Below are 20,276 nucleotides of genomic sequence, written 5' to 3'. Positions count from 1 at the left end.
TATAAATTTTTGTACAGAGATAGTTTTTAAAAACACTATTGCTTTCTACTTTGTTTTATGAAGTTTTTACTAATAACAAAAATGATGCTTAGAAGAACGCCTAATAAAACTCCAACAATGCAAATTATTGCTCGTTGAGGCTTAAATTTTTCTTCAGGGACTAAAGCCGGATCTATTGTTTTAAAAACATATTCATCACGAACGTTTGCAAACATAATTGTCTTACTTTGTTCTTCTATTAACTTGTACAAAACCGCTCTGATATCAGCAACTCTTGTTTTTTTGAGCTGCGCAGATAAAAACTCAGTGCTTTTATTAGCTTCAGAAACATCTCTTTCTTTCATCTCTTCATTTATATCGTGTACTAACCAATTTACCCACTGCTGTGCAACAAAAGGGGATTGATGTTCTACAGACAACCTTGTCATACCTGTCTCAACATCCATATCAATATTAATTAACTGCATTATTTGCTTATAAGCCTCTTGCATCGAGGGAATTGGTCTCTTGGGATACGTGACCTCACGCACCCATTCTTTACTTTGACTGTTATATAATTTAGGGTTATAGGTAATAGTATTAGAAGCTAAATCCCACGTTTCTACAGCTAATAAATCTGGCATTAGTGCATGCCTTTTGATGAACTCACTGATAAACTTACGTGACTTGAGTATTTCAACTGCCAATTGACTATTGTTACCTGAAGAGTTGTTTATATTGACCCCTGCTAGACTTGCTAAGCCACCAAATTGACCGGCTAGAGCACTTAATCCGCCTGCTTTATTTTCTTCCGCGGGCGCAAGAAGAGCTTCAGATTTATAAATATTTGGCTGGTGTATAGCATAAAACACAGAGCAAACGGCAAAAAGGGTAGTCACTATAAAAATAACCAATTTGCCTTGCCAAACGATACTGATAAGCTCTTGAATATTAATCTCATCATGTTGAAGATTGTTTTTTGAAAACTCATTATTTTGCATTGTTGTACTCAAGTGCTTATCCATAAAAATTGCAACTATTTTATATCACATAAAAATAATTGAAAAATAAAGTTGTTCTTAAAAGCGCTTTGCAGAACTAGCGCTAAATACCGCTAATTGCAGCTACCGCCACACCTAGTTGATACATAATCTGCGTTGCAGTGCTCCACAGTGTTAGCTTATCCATATGTCCTGCATCCATTGGTACAACTATTGTATCGCCTGGCTCTAACTGGTTTGCATTATTAGCCGCGAACCAGCCTCCTGTATTTGGAATTTCAACAGAGCCGTTGGCTTTAATAATGTAAATGCGGTCTTCTGCTGCTCGTTCTTTAAGGCCGCCGCTTAGGTCAATGTAATCATCTACACTTACACCTGCTTTATAAAGGTGCGATGTAGAGTAGTTAACCTCACCAATAATGCTTATAGAGTCACGTTTACTTGGTACATATAATGTGTCGCCATTTTGAAGTACTAAGTTTTGTTGGTTATTTACTATTAAGGGTAAATCAATAACTAAACGCCCTACCGCTTCAACACTAGCTAAATCGGTTAGTAGTTTATCCATCTCATCGTATGAAAGAGTGTTACCACTAACTGAGTTTTGGAAGCTTTTAGAAGCAATATCACGGCGTAACTCGGTTGATAAGCGAGCTAGTTGTTGTTGCTCTTGCTCTTTTATAGAAACACGGGTAAATATTGCTGCATTTTGTTCTGCAAACTCAGAAAAACCGCCCGCACGTTTAAGTAAATCAGTGAGCGTTTCACCACGGCGAATGGTGTATGTACCCGGAAATTTCAGTTCGCCTTTTAGCTCTACTTTTACATTTTCTTGCCAGTTAGGAATTGAGAAAATGTTAATGCTGTCTTTACTACGAAGGCTAATATTGTTTTGTGATTCACCTTTTAGAGCACTTTCAAGATCAAATCGTACATGTTCTACCTGAGAGGCATCACCTAAAACAATGCGCGTAATTTCAGCTTGTTTAGTATAAGCCGATTCTAATAAGCCACCTGCTGCCGTTACTAGGTCGGCTACTTCGCCGCTTACGGTCAGCGGGTAAATACCTGGATAAGTGACGTTACCGTTAATTTCAACTAGCTGCATAGCTTGCGCTATTGATGCTTGCTGTTTTAACTTTTCGATAATAGGAAGGAGTAAGTTATGTCGACTAAAAAAGGCATAGTCTTCAGCTTTTAACTCTTGCGCTTGTTCATTAGCTTTACGTTTTGAAATATCAGCAATTGTAAGCGCCTGCCCACTTTCAGTAATGGTTTTTACTTCTTGATTTATACCAATGTATTTTTCAAACTCTTTTTGCTTAAACTTATGCCATTGCTCAGCTTTAAGTTGCTGCTCTTGTTGCTCTTGGCTTAGCGCCATGTTTTCAAGCGCTGTTTTTTCTATTTCTTTTTCTTCAAAGCGGCTAAATACGATGATTTTGTCATTCGCTTTAAGCGCTAGGTTATTGTCTGCGTTTTTAATAATCGCTTGCGCTACGTCAAATTGGTGGGCTTCTATGTCACCATTAATGTTTGTTTCACGAATTAATAAACCGTAGCTTAAATCTGCCTGTGGGAGTAAATCGCCGCGCACAGACTTAAGTACATCTGAAATGCGTTTACCTTGATACCACTGATAGCTGCCTGGGCGGGCAACAGCACCAATTAGGCTGATTGAGTTTTCGTATTGTGAACTTACCGAATTAAAACGAATTCGGTCGCCATCTTTTGGAATATAGTTAATGTTACTTTTGCTAAAATCAACAGAGAGTATTTCTTTACGCTGATTATTAAAACGCTCAACAACCACGTTTTTAGTATAAGCCTCTGGCTTTAATCCACCGGCCATATTCAAAAGTTGTTTAGCCGATTCACCTTGTTTAAGCTCAAAAATAGCAGGGCGTTTTACTAACCCATCAACGGTTACTTGCGCACCAACAGATGGTACAAATACAACGTCTCCTGGTTTTAATACTATATCTTTACTGCTGTCACCTTTAATCAGTAAATCATATAAATCGAAGTTACTCACCACTTTACCAGCGCGTTTAACCTGAATATTACGAAGAGAAGCAATGTCAGACACCCCACCACTGACAAATAATGCATGCGATACGGTGGTTAAAGACGAAACACTGTAGCTACCTGGTTTGTAAGCCTCACCTAATACTAAAATACGCATGCTGCGTAACTGCCCGAGCGATACAAATGCTTTTACGCCTATAACTTCTTGCTCTACTTTTGCATTAATAAGCGCTTTAACTTCTGCAAACGTTAAACCTGCAACTTGAACTGGTGTTAAATCGGGAATGCTAATTCGGCCTTCACGGTCGACTGTTACTTCAAAGCTCTCACTTTCTTTACCATAAAAGTTAATGTTTAACTGATCCCCAGGGCCCACTAAATAAGTATCAGGAACAGCTGCACTTTCGTTTGGCATAAACGTGGTTGGTTCGCCGGCAAACAGTGAATACCCGAATGGTTTTAATTCATCTTTTTTGGGATTGAAGCGCTCGTCATCGCTAAGCTCTTCTTGTTGTGGCTCCGAACGTTCACCAATCGTTGGCTGCTCGGTTTGTGTTTGATTACTTGACTGGTTTGACCCTGTGATTGTAGAAAGGTCTACGCCATACTGCTTGGCTAATGCCTCTTGCTGTGATTTAGGTAGTTTTTTAAATTGCTCTAACTGCGACGCTGTCGGCGTAAAAGCCATTGCGTTAATGCTGAATAAAAGAACAAAAGCACTTAATAATTGTGTAAAAACTTTCACGAGTAGGTATATCCCTAGGTCTACAACCAAAATTGGTGGCTATAATACATTAATCTTAGGCAAATAAAAAAGGGACTTTCGCCCCTTTTGTCATTTTAGTGTCACTAATTTAGTGGTTTTGGTTAAAAACTGTAAACTAGTGTAAATGATGTCTCTGTGTCTGTACTTTCTTTGTCATCAGCAACGTCTGAGTTGTTGGTTACGTTAAAAGCCACTTTCATTTGTAGAGAGCCATTAATTTTAGCAAGCAATGCAGTTTCTGAACGTGTTTTAGTATTTGTGTCACCGTATTCAACGGCAACTAGCTGAGTAAAACGCGCATTGTCTGAGATTTGCCAGTTGTAGTCTAATTTACCAAGGGCAATCACTTCACCTTCAAACTCACCGGCAAGTGGATTACCGTTTCCATCTACTTCAGTGCTGTCATCTGGGTACTCAAAGTATTTGTAACCCGGACCAATCTCTGCGCTTAACCACATTGTTTTTTCATTTAATAAACGTAAGCCATAACCCGCTGAAATTACAGATTCGCTTCGGTATGCACCAAAGTAGTCTGAAACGTGTGAACCATAAATGAATAAATGAGAATGCTCTTCATTTAATTTATAGTTACCTTGGGCTGAAATTGAGTACTTTTCGTTTGTGCGTTGAGTAACTTTGTTACCGTTAGCATCATCAACTTCATCTTCTTTGTAGATACCGTCAAGCTTGTACTCGTTGTTCCAGCTTTCAAGATTGTGTTGTACTTTAATACCACCTTTAAGCGTTGTTGTTTCAGTGTTACCACTAGTAACAATAGCACCAACCTCACTGGTAACTTCCCACGTTTTTTGCTCTGCATCTTCAGCGAAAGCGTTAGTCGCAGCAGATGCTGCAACTAACACTGATAAAAGCTTTAATTTCATTAAAAATAACCTATTTAATACTAAAAATTAGTCTTGCTTGTGTAAATGAACATCCATTTGCGGAAATGGAATTGAAATATTTGCGTCGTCTAATGCAATTTTAATATTTTCCATTAATGAAAAATATGTAGGCCAGTAGTCAGCAGCATTAACCCAAGGACGCACTACAAAGTTAACACTTGAGTCGCCTAGCTCATTAACAGCTACTGTATAAGCAGGGTCTGTTAGTAAACGAGTCTCTGCATCAAGTACTGATTTTAATACTTCTTTTGCTTGGCGTAAATCAGCATCGTAACCAACACCAATAACTAAATCGATACGGCGAGTTGATTCTCTTGAGAAGTTAGTAATAGCGCCCGACATAATTTGAGAGTTAGGAACAATGATTACTTTATTATCTGGTGTGCGAAGTTCAGTTGAAAAAATCTCGATTTTCTTAACCGTACCCATTTTACCGCCAGCTTCAACAAAATCACCCGATTTAAACGGGCGAAGTAAAATAATAAGCACGCCAGATGCAAAGTTAGACAATGAACCTTGCAGCGCTAAACCAACAGCTAAACCAGCCGCACCTAAAATTGCAATAAATGAAGTTGTTTCAATACCAATTTGCGAAAGCGCCATCAGTACTGTTAATGCAAATACAAGAGTATACACAATGCTTGCTACGAAAGAGCCAACCGCTTTGTCTACCTGTTTTTTTGCAAACCCTTTTTCTGTTAAGTTAGAACAAAACTTAGAAACCCTACTACCTATTAAAAAGATAATAAGCGCAACAACTGCTTGAATACTATAGTGTAAAATTAAGCCTGAGTTATCATTAAGCCAATTAAGTACTGAATCCATGTTTACTCCAAATGTTTTTGATTAATGTTTTTCCGGTTAGCATTATACATTAATTTACAATTCGTTCTCATTTATTAATGAATTCATACTATATATATGGCGTATTGTTTATAGTTTTTAATCGCGAACAGCTTGAACAAGCATTCCTGAACTTTCGCTGTACGAGAGTGAATTTTTAGATTTTATTTTTAAATTTAATTTTTTTTAATTTAAGGCTTCACAAGGTTTATTATTTTATGTATTATGCGCGCCACACCAAACAAGGTGTGTAGTGGCGGTTGTAGCTCAGTTGGTAGAGCCCCGGATTGTGATTCCGGTTGTCGCGGGTTCAAGCCCCGTCAATCGCCCCATTTTTCTCTTCTTATCTTTCTGTAAAATATATACTCAATCATTAAATACAATTCTTTTTTAGTCCAACTATATTCTCCCTGTACTGCGAGCCTTGTATTACTCCCCATTAATTACTATTTATGTTTATAGCTAAATATCATTGAATTCATTGTGTATTTTTATTATAAAACGCTTATTTTCTGTTCAAAATCTATTTTTACTGTAAAATATATCTACACTTTTCAAGATATATAATTAAGCATGACTAAACCGATTTTAAAACTTTTCCTTTATAGCTGTTTAACCGCTCTTAGTTTTAGTTCTATTGCGCAAAATAGTAATAGCTACAGCCAGTTTTTGATCGATGTACAAAAGTTAGTCTCTGAAAAAAAATATCGCCAAGCCTACCAGCTAAGCCAAGAACAAAACCAGTATATAGGCGAACCCACTTATGATTTTTTGTTGGGCGTTTCGGCTTTAAAGTTAAATCATACTGCTGAGGCTATTTTTGCTTTTGAGCGCACTATTGAAAGTAACCCAAAGTGGTATGAAGCACGCTTGTTTTTAGCTCGCGCTTATATGGCGGTAAAAAACTTTCCTGCTGCACAAAAGCAAGCATTAATGCTTATCAACTCTTCAAGAGCGCCAAACACCATAAAAACCTCTGCACAGGCATTGTTAGATAGATCAAATTTACACAGTAAACGAGCCGGTGATTTTTACTCTCAAAATATTGAGTTTGCGTTGGGCGTTGATGGCAACGTTAATGCAGGCACCACAGAAAATACAATTATAATTCCTGAAATTGGTGAATTTTTGTTATCTCCTGAAAGTAAAAGCACAGATGATAGTTACGCTAAGCTTAATTACTCAGGTAAATATTCCTACCCTATTGATCAACAAAGCGCTGTTGTTATAAACGCTAACGCTGGGTGGTATAAATTCGCTGAACTGAGTCAGTATGACCGCGTTAATGCTCATTTAAGTGCTGCATATAATTATGATATTGGAAGTATTAATTGGCACGTTCAGGTTTCAACAACGCCTTTGATGCTTGATTCGGAGCTTTATAGAACAGAGTCGGCTATTACCTTGGGTGCTGATTTTGAGTTATCTGACAGTATTAGCCTTTTTGCAGCGCTCAGTGGGGGGGAGTTAAACAACCGATTTGACGACAAGCTCGATAATACATTTTATGCGATTAATACTGGAGTAAGTTATTCAACACAGCATTGGTTTAACCGCTTTAGTGTCAATGTTAAAAATGAAGATGCTGACTTAACTCAGGGAGAGTTTAATAGTCGCCAAAGCACCAGTGTGTACTACCAAGCCAACACTCAATTAGCCAAAAATTGGCAATTACTTTCACTTGCTGGTTACCAATGGATTAATTATCAGGAAGATCATCCTTTATTTTTGCAAAAGCGTGCCGATAACCTACTTATGCTCTCGGCTACTGTTCGCTACTTAGTAAATCGTGATTTTGCGTTGCAACTAACCACTAACTATCAGGATAAAAGCAGCAATATTGCTTTGTTCGAATACGACCGTTTAGACATTAATTTAAGCGCCTCTTACTCATTTTAATTTAAGGTATTTATGAAACACATACTTCCTATCATTACCGCCTTACTTTGTGTAAATTTTTATGCGCAAGCAAGTGAGCCAGCGGGTAAAACAATTTTGGCCCGAGGCTCTGTATTAGCAACAAATGAGGCAGACCAGCAACGTCAATTGCAGCGTCGTGATACTGTTTTTGGTATAGACCGAATTACGACTGGCAACCAAAGTAAAGCGCAGTTTTCAATGTTAGATGGCGGTTTAATTTCTTTAAAAGAAAATTCAGAACTTAATATAGCCAATTACCAGTTTGATAAAAACACACAACAAGGGTCGGCATCTATCGAGTTACTTAAAGGCGGCCTGCGTTCTATATCTGGCGTTATTAAAAAAAATGGCGGTGCTTATGACGTTAAAACCCCTGTAGGGTCAATTGGTATTCGTGGCACGCACTTTGAAGTGCAGTTAGTGGGTAGTGATGTGTATATAGCTGTGTGGGATGGGGCTATCGACCTAACACTTACAAATAATAATGTGCTGTCGCTGGGCGATAATGAAGCATTTTCGTTTGCACAAATAACAGGGACTGGTGATGTTTTTACAACAACGCGTGCCGCAGCTGTATTTGATCAAACCGTTGCAACTATTGAGCCTAATAGTGAAAGTGAAGAAACAGAGCAAACTCAAACAGCCTCAACAAACAACGCTATTTTAGAAGATGATAGCACAGCAGATGCATACTCTGAGCAGCAATTTCAGGCTGTAGATAATGCATCTTTGGTTGACCAAATAGCTCAGCGCCAAGGTATTTTTAACTACAACGCTTCTGATTTTAGCGTGGCTTCAAGTGCAGGAGGCGTCACCGACTTTTCTATGACTATGGCCGTTGATTTTGACAATGGGACAGTGCCCGATGGCGAAATTAGCTTTAATGATGCCGGCGGTACTTGGTATGCGGCCTACAGTGGCTTAATAAATCTGAGTAAACTAGATTTAGCTATTACGTTTGCCTCATACGGAAACAATAAAGCACAAGGTGACATAGACGCGGTGTTTTTGAATGACCTAGATACCATTATTGGTAACTTTCAGTTGAGTGAAATTAATAATCCAGATGTAAACGCGAGCGGCTCTTTTATATTAGAACCGTAAACACATTGGATAGACCGCTTTTATTTTGGAGTATTAAATAATGACCGCAAAAAAACACCTTTTGCTTGGTTCAATGATGTTTGCATTAAGTGCTTGTGGAGGCTCAGATGAGCAACAACCTCAAGCGCAAGCGCCTACATCTTCAGTTAACCCACCAGCAGTTGCAAGTTATGTAAATTTAGCGGGCGTTTTAGCCAGTAATAAAACAACACAAATACAGATTTTAGGTGAAAATACCGCGAGTCGCGGCGCTGTAGGCTCAGCTATAGCAAACTCGCAAGCTACTATTGGCTTTACTCAAACAGAAACAGTACAGGGTAATGTTTCATTTTTACTTAACGCCCGCGATCCCGACGGCATTAGCGAAATAAACTTAGTATTGCCAAGTGTTAATAAAAGCCTACCTATTTGTTCATCTAATTGTGGTATTGAATACGAGCGTTCTGTTATTGGCCTTAGCCCATCTATGTATGGTGTAAGTGCCGGAGATTTACGTTTAGAAATATGGATTACAGATACACTCCAAAACCAAGTACTTGCTGATGCAATTACGTTTAGTTGGCAACCTCATCAAATTGAGGAAATAACAGCACAACGTGAAGCGCAAAATATTAACCTTACTTGGCAAGCGAACACTGAGCTAAACCGTTATAACGTGTACATTGCCACCCAACCGGGAGTGTCGCCTTCTAATGTTGATGAACTTGAAAATGGCCAACAATTTTTAAGCATTTCGAACCCTTTTTTTACAATACCAAATACGATTACAAACAAAAGCTACCAAGCTCTTATAACAGGTGTAGATGGCAGTGGTGAAAGTGGGTTTTCTAACTTAATAAACATTGCTCCCGTAGGCGGAGAACTTGCTTTTGCCCCAACAGCTAACAACGATATATTTGAAATTGATGAAGATACTACCCTTCAAGGTAATGTACTAACAAACGATACGAATCCGTATAGCGGACAGCTCCTTGCCAACACACAAGTATTAGTAGCCCCTTCGCATGGCTCAGTAACTATGACCGAATCGGGTGATTTTACTTATCAGCCTGCGCTTAACTTTAATGGTGAAGATGCATTTAGCTATCAAATTATTAACGAGCTAGGCAGAACCGACACCGCGGTTGTGGCAATAACTATCAACCCAATTAATGATGCGCCTACTGCCCTAAACAATACCTATAATATTTCAAGTGATGGTACGTTAACTGTTTCAGCTCCCGGTTTGTTGGGTAACGATAGCGATGTTGATTTAGATGTACTAACGGTTGATGTAACGCCTGTTAGTGAGCCACTGCGCGGACAGTTAACATTATTTGCTGACGGTAGCTTTGAATACCAAGGCGAGCAAAACATGCAAGGTGAAGATAGCTTTCAATACAAAGTTATTGATAACCAAGGCGGTGAAGCTACAGCAAGTGTATTTATTGTAAGCACTAATACCAACTCGGCCCCCGTTGCTGATAACGATAGTTATACCGTTAACGAAGATAATACGCTTGTTGTCTCTGCTGAAAATGGGGTACTTAGTAATGATATTGATCCTAACGGTGACACATTTACGGTAGACGACACCTTTATGGTTGCCCCTACTCACGGGCAACTTTTGCTTAGCATTGATGGCAGCTTTAGTTACATACCTGATGCTAACTTTAATGGGGTAGATCAGTTTCAATACGCAGCCATTGACTCTTTAGGTGCGAGTACAACAGCGACTGTCACTATCATTGTAAATAGCCAGCCTGATAACCCGGTTGCACAAAACGATGCTTATCAGTTTGCCCGAAATAGTTTGTTTTCGGTATCAGCAGAAAGTGGCGTACTCGCTAACGACTTCAATATAGAAACTGGCGAACTTAATGTAAACACTTCCCCTGTTATTGCTCCTCAAAACGGCACGCTCACTTTGAATAGTGATGGTTCATTTACTTATCAACCTAATAGTGATTTTTCTGGTGTTGATAGCTTTTCTTATTCAATTTCAAACGAGCAAGGCCTTACCGCAACCGCTCAAGTAATCCTGAGTGAAAGTGGAAATAACACCTTCCCTGAGGCAAGCGATGATCAGTTCACCATAGCCGAAGATAGCAGCGCAAAACTGTTTAATGTATTAGCAAATGACACCGATGCTGACGGCGATACCATTACACTATTTAATGTAAATAGCACACTTGGCTCAGCAAGCATTGTTAATGGGCAAATTGAATATACCCCGCCTGCCAACTTTTCTGGCCAAACTGTTCTTACCTACAGTATTACTGATGGGTATGAAAATGGATCGCCTGGTGAAAAAGACAGTTCTGCCAGCGTTACAATTACTGTAACGCCTGTAAATGACACGCCAGTTGCAAATACTGACCTCATTACAATTAATGAAGATGCACTTACACTATTAGTAAACGTTTTAGCTAATGATTCAGATATTGATGGCGACAGCTTAATATTAAGCGAAGTCTCTGCCAATAGTGGCACAGCACTAATTGTTGATAATCAAATTCAATACACGCCTGCTGCCAATGCAAACGGTGCAGCAACGGTAACTTATTCAATAACAGATGCGCAAAATGCAAGTGCGACTTCAACACTAAGTATTACTATTTTACCAATCAACGATGCGCCAGTTGCGACTGCTGATACTGCAACCATGGATGAGGACGCTGCACCCATTACTACTGATGTACTGGCAAACGATTCAGACGTGGATGGTGATAGCTTAGTAATAAATACTGCAAGTGCTGATATAGGCACGGCAACTATTGTAAACAACCAAGTTCAGTACACGCCAGCGGCTAATGCAAGCGGCGTGGCAACAGTGACTTACACTACAAGTGATAACAATGGTGGAACGGCTAGCAGTACATTAGCCATTACAGTTGCCCCAATCAACGATGCCCCCGTTGCCACTGCGGATACTGCAACCATGGATGAAGATGCAGCGCCTATTTCCATTGATGTACTGGCAAACGATTCAGACGTGGATGGCGACAGCTTAGTGATCAGTAATGTCACTGCCGATGTAGGCACGGCAACTATTATAAACAACCAAATTCAGTACACGCCTGCTGCTAATGCAAACGGCGTGGCAACAGTGACTTACACTGCAAGTGATAATAATGGTGGCACGGCTAGCAGCACATTAGCCATTACAGTTGCCCCGATAAACGACGCCCCCGCTGCTACCGCCGATACTGCAACCATGGATGAGGACGCTGCATCCATTACCATTGATGTACTGGCGAATGATTCAGACGTGGATGGCGACAGCTTAGTAATAAACACTGCTAGTGCTGATATAGGCACGGCAACTATTGTAAACAACCAAATTCAGTACACGCCTGCTGCCAATGCAAATGGTGTTGCAACGGTAACTTACACTACAAGTGATAACAACGGTGGAACGGCTAGCAGTACATTAGCGATTACTATCAACCCAATCAACGATGCGCCCGTTGCTACCGCCGATACTGCAACCATGGATGAAGATGCTGCACCCATTACTACTGATGTACTGGCTAACGATTCAGACGTGGATGGCGACAGCTTAGTGATCAGTAACGTCACTGCCGATATAGGCACGGCAACTATTGTAAATAACCAAATTCAGTACACACCTGCTGCCAATGCAAATGGCGTTGCAACAGTGACTTACACTACAAGTGATAATAATGGTGGCACGGCTAGCAGCACATTAGCGATTACCATTAACCCAATAAACGACGCCCCCGTTGCTACCGCCGATACTGCAACCATGGATGAAGACGCTGCGCCTATTACTATTGATGTACTGGCAAACGATTCAGACGTGGATGGCGACAGCTTAGTAATAAATACTGCGAGTGCAGATATAGGCACAGCAACTATTGTTAATAACCAAATTCAGTACACGCCAGCGGCTAATGCAAATGGTGTAGCAACAGTGACTTACACTACAAGTGATAACAATGCTGGCACGGCTAGCAGCACATTAGCGATTACCGTCAACCCAGTAAACGATGCACCAGCGGTAGCTGAACAAAGCTTTAGTATTAATGAAGATGCAACTGATTCCGACACAATTGGAACCATTGCTGCCACTGATATTGAAAATCAAGATTTAACCTATGCACTAGCCGGCGGTGATTTTGCTTTATTTAACTTAAATGCATCATCTGGCATTTTAAGCGTGAATGGCGAAACCCCTTTTGACTATGAAACAAAAACTCAATATATATTAAATATTCAAGTAACAGATAACGGCACTCCTAATGAAACCACAACAGTTAATATCACGGTTAATATCCTTGATGTTACCGAGCCGCTAATCCCTGTTGAAGATGCATCATTTGGTCGCCCTGTTTCAGGGCCGCTCGATTTAGGTAGTGTATTTTCAAGCGGGCAATTTAACGACAGCTTAGCGCTTAATAACAACCTATATTTTGTGGGCTTTACCAATAATGCTGATAAAGACATTCTTGTTGTTTCGTACACAAATAACGGCGATGCAAATACCGCGTTTAATAGCACAGGCACCAAAACACTTGATTTAGAGCAAGATGAAGAAGCCACCGCCATTATTTCCGATGGCACCGATTTATTTATTGCCTATTCTAGTTTTGATGGCAGTAATAATGAAGCGTGTGTACTTAAAATGGATCTTTCAGGGACATTAAGAACCGGCTCAGATGATGACGATGAAAGTAGTACCGGCATACAATGTACAACGCTAAACAGTACCACCTTTATTAATGACCTTGAAATTGACGGTAATAAATTACTTGCTGTAGGCAAACACTTTGATGGTACTCAAACCGATAGCCTGTGGGTACATTATAAAACCGACGACTTGTCATTTGAAAACTCTACCCCCGCAATTGTTGATGTAAGTGGCGCTAATCGTGATGATGAAGGCTACGCAGTTAAAAACTTTGAAAACTCAGACTATTTAGTTGTGGGTAGCGTTACCGATGCTGATGGCACTAAAAACTCGCTAATACGTTATTTAAAAGCAAATGGAGATAACGACGGTAGTTTTAATGGGGGCGATCCGCTTATCATTAACTTATCAAGCGACTTAGGCCAGCCAGGTAACAACAAAGACGATGAGTTATTTGCCATTGGTGGTTTAGCTGATTCTAATTTTACTGCTTTTGCAGGTGGTTATTTAACAAGAAACTCAGGCGAAAAAGATGCGGTTGTGTTAGCCATTGATAAAAATGGCGAGCTAGTAACTAGTTTTGATACCGACGGAATTGCAATTTATAACATTGATGGCAACAGCGGTGCGGGTAATGGCGGCGCTCAAATAACTGGTATTCAGTACGAACCGATTAAAAATGAAATAATGCTCTCGGGCACAACAGGCGTACCTATTTCAGAGCAAATATTCACAGCACGTGTAATAAGCTCAACAGGTGCACTTGATGATAATTACGGTGAATCTGGAATTAACATTCTGGCTGATTTAGATGCTAAGCAAGTTATAAATACAGCATCTATCGACTCTAACGATACCTTGTGGGTAGCTGGCATTAATGACGACACCAACGCTAAACCATTTATTGGAGCTTTAACCGATCAGGCCGCATTATTTACTAATTTCAATAGCACAGGTTATTTAACACTTGATGAAATAACCGAAGCATCAAACGATCAATCAATAAAACTGATACAACTTAGTAATGGCGCTCAAGCAGGTAAATATATGCTTGCCTCAACAGCCGAAACTAACGGTGTAATAAAATTGGTATTAACACGTTTTACCAGCACAGGAGCAATTGACACAGGCTTTAGTGAAACGGGCCATAAAGAAATTGCCATTGAGTTAAACTCACAACACGTTGCGTTAGCTGAATTAAACAATGGCAACTTATTACTTGCTGGTACTAAAAAAACTACCAATGGCTCGCAAGGCTTTGTAGCCAAAGTAGACCAAAACGGCTCTCTTGATACAGCATTTGCCAGCGACGGCATTTATGTAACTAATATTGAAAATACCGAAGCACTTACATTATCAGATTTAGCAATAACCAATAGCAACAATATTGTTGCAGTTGGTACTGCAACGCAATCTGGGAACACACAGTCATTTACAATGATGCTCACAGCGCAAGGAATACTTGCTACAAGCTATGGCACTGAAGGCGTTTTATTAGGGCTAAACGATGAGTACTTTTCTAAAATTCACATTAATAACAATGAAATTTTTATTGCTGGTAAATTAGTAACAGGTGCTGATTCAGCATTAGTTGCGCTCAAACTTAACTTAACCGGCAATGAGTTATTTAGATACACAGGCACCGATACGCCTAATATTAATAATAAAGTAGCCGGCATACTGACCGACTCATCAGGCGCTATCTATTTAGTGGCAAACCTAGTTGGTACACCTGATAAAGCGAATGTTATTCGCTTGCTTTCTTCAGGTACGCTAGATACAAGCTTCGCTGAAAATGGCGTTGGCCAATACAGTTTAGCTGCAACCGGCAATACTTTAATTAGAGATGCCAAGCTTGATACCACTAATAAACTTGTATTAGTAGGCGTTGGTAACAACCAAGGCGTCATTGCACGTATAACTGTAAATGGTGAACTTGATAGTGTATTTGGGACTGGTGGCGTTGGTTATTATCAAGCTAACCTATGTACAAACTCACTCACATTTAGCTCCGTTATTTTACAAAGCGATACTCAGGTGGTTGTAAGTAGCACTTGCGATAATGGTAATTCTAATGATGTGAGTGTATCTAAATTTGATTTTTATCCCGATGGAGTTGAGCCATAAATGAAAGTCGAATTATTTGGGGTTAGGGGCTCAATGCCAACACCTGGTAGCGATACACATCGATTTGGTGGCAACACATCTTGCACCTATGTAACACAAAATAATGGCAATGCGCTGATATTAGATTCGGGTACCGGTATAGCAAAACTTGGAGAGAGATTACTCGAACAACAAAGCCCAATCTGTATTTTACTCACTCATAATCATTGGGATCATATTCAGGGCTTTCCTTTTTTTAAGCCGATATATCAACCACATCGCGATATAACTATTGTTACAGGTAATGTTGACGATAAAAACACTCAACGCGCTATCTTAGAACAAATGAGTGGCTCTTATTTTCCTGTACGCCATCAAGATTTACCTTCAAATATTACGCTCAATACAGAGCTTACGGCACAAACGCAATTTAACCTTAATGGTTTTTCTGTATCTACCGCCCCGCTAAATCATCCTGGTGGCGGAACTGCTTATTGCTTATTTGCTGATGGCGCTAAGGTAGCATATGTAACCGATAACGAACTTAACCCACCTTTGCAAACTACCACAAGTATTAGCGAGTGGACTGCATTTATTGAAGGAGCAGACCTACTAATACATGACGCTCAGCTTATTGATGCTGACTTACCATTAAAACATGGTTGGGGCCATAGCACTATTGACCAAGTTGCACAGCTTGCAATAAACGCAAAAGTTAAAAACATGGTGATAATCAGTCATGATCCTGCAAGAACCGATGAGCAATTAAGCGAAATAGAAAGCTACTTACAAACCAGCTACGGCAACGATGTGTGTATTGAATGTGGTCGAGAGGGGCGCGTTTTTGAATTTTAAATGCCCTAGGAGCTTTGAACATTAGCCTATTAAAAAAAATAACATCAAAGCATTTTTATATTGGTGTATTGATCACATTATTCGTAGCATCTATCGAATTTTTTTCAACAGGTGCGGTAGCTAAACTTCTCAACCGAGTTGAGGGGATTATTTACGATTCACGCTTACAGCTAACCCTCGCAGACACACCAAGAAAAGTAAATGAATCTGTAGTTATTATCGACATTGATGAAAAAAGCATGCAAGAACAAGGGCGTTTCCCTTGGAGCCGTTCAAAAGTGGCTGATCTTGTCATTAAATTGACTGACGCTGGTGTCATTGTTATTGCCTTCGATATATTTTTTTCGGAGCCCGAAGTAAACCCGGTCACTAAAATCATGGATGAACTTCCTGGCTTTTCGGCAAAATATGCGACCCCGCTTTCGACAATAAAACAACAAGTAGACGCCGATACAAAATTAGCTAAAGCGCTGGCAAAAAATGATATTACATTGGGGTTTTTATTAATTAACGATGAATTAAGTGATCATAATGCGCCAGCTAAAAGCAGCGTAATTTGGCAAGAAGATGAACACACAAACTCGCAAATTAATGACTACCCTGGCGCTATTATAAATATTGCTAAATTACAAAATGTTGCTGCTGGCCATGGTTTTATTAATGCACATAGTGATGAAGATGGCTTTATAAGAAAAGCAGCATTGGTTAACCGTGTAGGTAATACCCTTTACCCTTCTTTAGCGCTTGAAGCCGCCCGTTTATATACATTAGCCAACACAATAGAAACACGTTCAAATACATCAAATGGCATCACCCTGTTTGAAGGCATTAAGTTTCACAATAAATGGATTCAAACCGATGAATACGGACAAATCCTTATTCCTTATAAAGGCGGCGCTCGCAGCTTTGCGTATTACTCAGCAACCGATGTGCTAACCCAGAAAGTTGGTTTAAAAGAGCTAGAAGGCAGCGTCGCGTTTATTGGCACCTCCGCAGTAGGGTTGGCTGACTTACGCGCTACACCAGTAGGCTTGCAATACCCGGGAGTTGAAGTGCATGCCAATATATTTGAAGGACTAATGAACCCACAGCTACTTCCTTCAAAACCGAGTTGGTCACTTGGCGCCAGTTTGGTCATTATTATTATTACTGGCCTTGCCCTGTCGTTTTTTAGCATTGGTAAAACCGCACGCTTTATTTTGGCACTCTCAATTATTGTTGCAAGCGTTAATGTCGCTATAAATTTTTATTTGTGGTCGGCACAAAAAGTCAGCCTTCCTTTATTTATGACCTTATTACTCACCACTCTTTTAGCCAGCTATTACATTATTATTGGCTCTATTGCTGAAATGAAACACAGCAAAAAAATAAAAACGATGTTTGACCAATACGTGCCACCCGAGCGTATAAATCAGCTTATAGAACAAGGCGGTAATTTAGTTCAAAATAGCGAACGCAGAAACATGACTGTTTTATTTGCCGATATAAGAGGTTTTACGTCACTCTCTGAAAGCATGTCGGCTCACCAATTAAGTGAATATTTAAATCAATACCTAAGCGCTATTACCAAAATAATATTCGATAACACTGGCACAATAGACAAATACGTTGGCGATATGGTGATGGCATTTTGGAATGCCCCATTAATAGATAAAGACCACGCCCAACATGGGGTAGAAGCGGCTCTGGCAATGACTGATGGCCTAGCGGAAATTAACTCACAGTTTGCAAAGCAAAACCTTCCAGCAATTAGTATTGGGGTTGGCTTAAGCTCTGGTGATATGAATGTGGGTGACATGGGGTCAATGTACCGTAAAGCGTATACCGTATTAGGGGATGCAGTTAACTTAGGGGCAAGAGTCGAAAGCTTGACCAAGTTTTATGGTGTCGCTATTCTGGTTACCGAAGATACAATGCAGGCATGCTCGGGGATCTCTTTTAGGCTCATTGATAAAGTGCAGGTGGTGGGGAAAACAACTTCAATTGCACTATATGAACCCATAAATTATACGAATAAACTAAGCAAAATACAGCTGAACGAAATAGATAACTCGCTAAAAGCCATCACGCTTTTTCATAATAAAGAATGGGAAAGTGCGCTTAGCTTATTTAAGCAATTAGAAAGTAACGCTGTATTAAACGCAGACGTTTACCGTATTTATATTGAACGAATACAAAGTACAGATATACAAACACTCGCTAAGGATTGGAATGGTGCCTTCATACATACAAAAAAGTAGCAAAAATATGCCACAGCACATTAAAGACAGAACAAACCTTCAGCACTTTATCGATATTAGTATTCGTCTTACTACCGAAAAAGAGCCACAACTGCTGTTGGACGAAATTTTACAAGTTGTGATGTCTATCGCTAATTCAGATGCCGGCAGTATTTATTCGATTACAGAAGAAGATCAGCTTAAGTTCGAAACCGTGATCAACAAGTCACTTAACTTATACTTAGGTGGTGGTTCAGATCGTTTTGTTAGCTTTCCTAATATTAATTTGTATATCGATGGTAAACCAAACCAAAGAGCAATAGTTGCCCATGCCGTTAACTCAGGAAAAGTAATTAATATTCCTGATGTTTACGCAGCACTGCCTTTTGACATGAGCGCCGCGCGTGAAATGGACGCCCGCACGGGTTACCGTACGCAATCAATGCTGACTATTCCTTTAAAAGATCACCAAGATGATATTTTAGGGGTTATTCAGTTAATAAACGTGAAAGATGAAAAAAATAATATCATTCCGTTTAGCGAAGAGTTAGTGACGCTAATACGCTCGTTTGCTTCATTAGGGGCTATTGCATTAACTAACTCATCGCTGATTAAAGAGATGGAAGAGTTGTTTTCTACTTTTGCTGAAACCATTGCAATGGCCATAGACGAAAAGTCTCCTCATACCGGTGGGCACTGTAAGCGTGTACCAGCTTTAACGCTAATGCTGGCCGATGCAGTAAATGAAATGAGTAAAGGTCCATTAGCGTCATTTTCTATGAGTGACTCAGACCGACACCAACTCGACATCGCAGGCTGGTTACATGACTGTGGAAAAATCGCCACCCCCGATCACATCATGGAAAAAGCGACTAAATTAGAAACTATTTTTGATCGTATTAACTACATAGACGCTAAGTTTGAAATTATTAGCCGAGATCTAAAAATTGCTTATCAAGAACAAATCATCTCAGCAATGAAAAATAACAAGCCCGTAGAGGTGAAGCAACTAGAACGGCTACTCGATACCGAGCTTAAACAAGTTGCACTTGATCGCGCCTTATTACAGCGCATTAATGTGGGTGGAGAATTTTTAGGTGATAAAGAACTTGCCCAAATAGAACGTATTGCAAAACACTACCACTTAGTGATTAATGACATAAGTACACCATTACTTAACGATGATGAAGTTGAAAACCTGTCAATACGAAGAGGTACGCTTACCGCCGGCGAGCATGATGTCATGAAGCGTCATATGGATGTAACCAAAAATATTTTAGATGCCCTGCCGTTCCCTAAACACTTAAGTAAAGTATCTGAGTATGCATTGGGGCATCACGAAAAACTTGATGGAACGGGTTACCCAAGAGGTCTCACTAAAGAGCAAATGTCGGTGCCCGCACGATTAATGGCAATTACCGATATATTTGAAGCACTTTCAGCGGTAGATAGACCTTATAAAAAGGCAAAACCAGTGAGCGAATGCTTATTTATACTCGGTACTATGGTTGAGAAAAACCACCTAGATCCTGATATTTTTGCTGTATTTATCGAATCAGGCCTGTACAAAAATTACATTAGTGAATATGCAAACCCTGAACAACTTGATGACATAGATCTGAATAACTTACCTGGATATAAACCAATCCGTTAATGCCCCACTAAAATTAACGACTGTTAAATGGGTAATACTAAACAAAAAAATGCCACCTGACGGTGGCATTTACACACGGGGTTATTTCTACTTATAGAAATCCTTTTACTTTTTATTTGGTTTTTAGTGTTGTTTTATTAACAAAAAATATGTGGCAAAGGTAGCACTTAGTCCTTGCTGTATCAATAGCAAAAAGAAAAGTTCATAGTTTCGCCATATTTTTGTAATAAAAAAACGTTAACGCACGCCATGAACATGAGTGT

The 20,276-nt window shown here is 39.6% G+C and carries 10 protein-coding genes and 1 tRNA gene; 7 read left to right on the top strand and 4 right to left on the bottom strand.

What is annotated here, in order from left to right; translation table 11 throughout:
* Positions 1–35: 35 nt before the first annotated feature.
* The 4 genes from AC27I2_RS00565 to AC27I2_RS00550 all read right to left on the bottom strand — a co-directional run bounded on the left by AC27I2_RS00565 (position 36) and on the right by AC27I2_RS00550 (position 5,504).
* Positions 36–1,004: a Wzz/FepE/Etk N-terminal domain-containing protein gene (locus tag AC27I2_RS00565; protein ID WP_487203216.1), complete on the bottom strand. Its 969-nt coding sequence runs from the start codon at positions 1,002–1,004 to the stop codon at positions 36–38.
* A gap of 79 nt (positions 1,005–1,083) precedes the next feature.
* Positions 1,084–3,753 carry an SLBB domain-containing protein gene (locus tag AC27I2_RS00560; RefSeq protein ID WP_487203215.1) on the bottom strand — a complete coding sequence of 890 codons (2,670 nt, stop codon included), beginning with the start codon at positions 3,751–3,753 and terminating at the stop codon, positions 1,084–1,086.
* A gap of 122 nt (positions 3,754–3,875) precedes the next feature.
* Positions 3,876–4,658 (bottom strand): DUF481 domain-containing protein, encoded by a 783-nt coding sequence (locus tag AC27I2_RS00555; protein ID WP_487203214.1) that lies wholly within the window; start codon positions 4,656–4,658, stop codon positions 3,876–3,878.
* A gap of 27 nt (positions 4,659–4,685) precedes the next feature.
* A complete protein-coding gene (locus AC27I2_RS00550) occupies positions 4,686–5,504 on the bottom strand; it encodes a mechanosensitive ion channel family protein (RefSeq protein WP_058404645.1) in 819 nt (272 codons plus the stop codon).
* Positions 5,505–5,778: 274 nt separating this feature from the next.
* Between AC27I2_RS00550 and AC27I2_RS00545 the strand changes: the two genes are divergently transcribed.
* The 7 genes from AC27I2_RS00545 (at position 5,779) to AC27I2_RS00515 (ending at position 20,013) form a co-directional block, all read left to right on the top strand.
* Positions 5,779–5,854 (top strand) — tRNA-His (locus AC27I2_RS00545).
* 241 nt (positions 5,855–6,095) lie between these two features.
* Positions 6,096–7,421, top strand: a complete 1,326-nt coding sequence (locus AC27I2_RS00540; protein ID WP_219423575.1) for a porin family protein — start codon at positions 6,096–6,098, stop codon at positions 7,419–7,421.
* Between the two features lie 12 nt (positions 7,422–7,433).
* Entirely contained in the window at positions 7,434–8,546 is a 1,113-nt protein-coding gene (locus AC27I2_RS00535; RefSeq protein WP_487203213.1) for a FecR family protein, read from the top strand.
* A 40-nt stretch (positions 8,547–8,586) separates the two neighbouring features.
* Positions 8,587–15,306 carry a tandem-95 repeat protein gene (locus AC27I2_RS00530; protein WP_487203212.1) on the top strand — a complete coding sequence of 2,240 codons (6,720 nt, stop codon included), beginning with the start codon at positions 8,587–8,589 and terminating at the stop codon, positions 15,304–15,306.
* Positions 15,307–16,140 (top strand): MBL fold metallo-hydrolase, encoded by an 834-nt coding sequence (locus tag AC27I2_RS00525; protein ID WP_487203211.1) that lies wholly within the window; start codon positions 15,307–15,309, stop codon positions 16,138–16,140.
* A gap of 14 nt (positions 16,141–16,154) precedes the next feature.
* On the top strand, positions 16,155–18,380 hold the full coding sequence (locus AC27I2_RS00520; protein ID WP_487203210.1) for a CHASE2 domain-containing protein: 2,226 nt from the start codon (positions 16,155–16,157) through the stop codon (positions 18,378–18,380).
* The gene (locus tag AC27I2_RS00515) at positions 18,352–20,013 is read left to right on the top strand and encodes an HD domain-containing phosphohydrolase (protein ID WP_487203209.1); all 1,662 of its coding nucleotides are present in this window, start codon (positions 18,352–18,354) and stop codon (positions 20,011–20,013) included. Before AC27I2_RS00520 ends, AC27I2_RS00515 begins: the two co-directional genes overlap by 29 nt.
* The last annotated feature ends 263 nt before the right edge of the window (positions 20,014–20,276 follow it).

The sequence above is a fragment of the Pseudoalteromonas sp. NH0006-46 genome (assembly GCF_057547735.1).
This window is presented reverse-complemented; position numbering and strand designations above follow the sequence as displayed.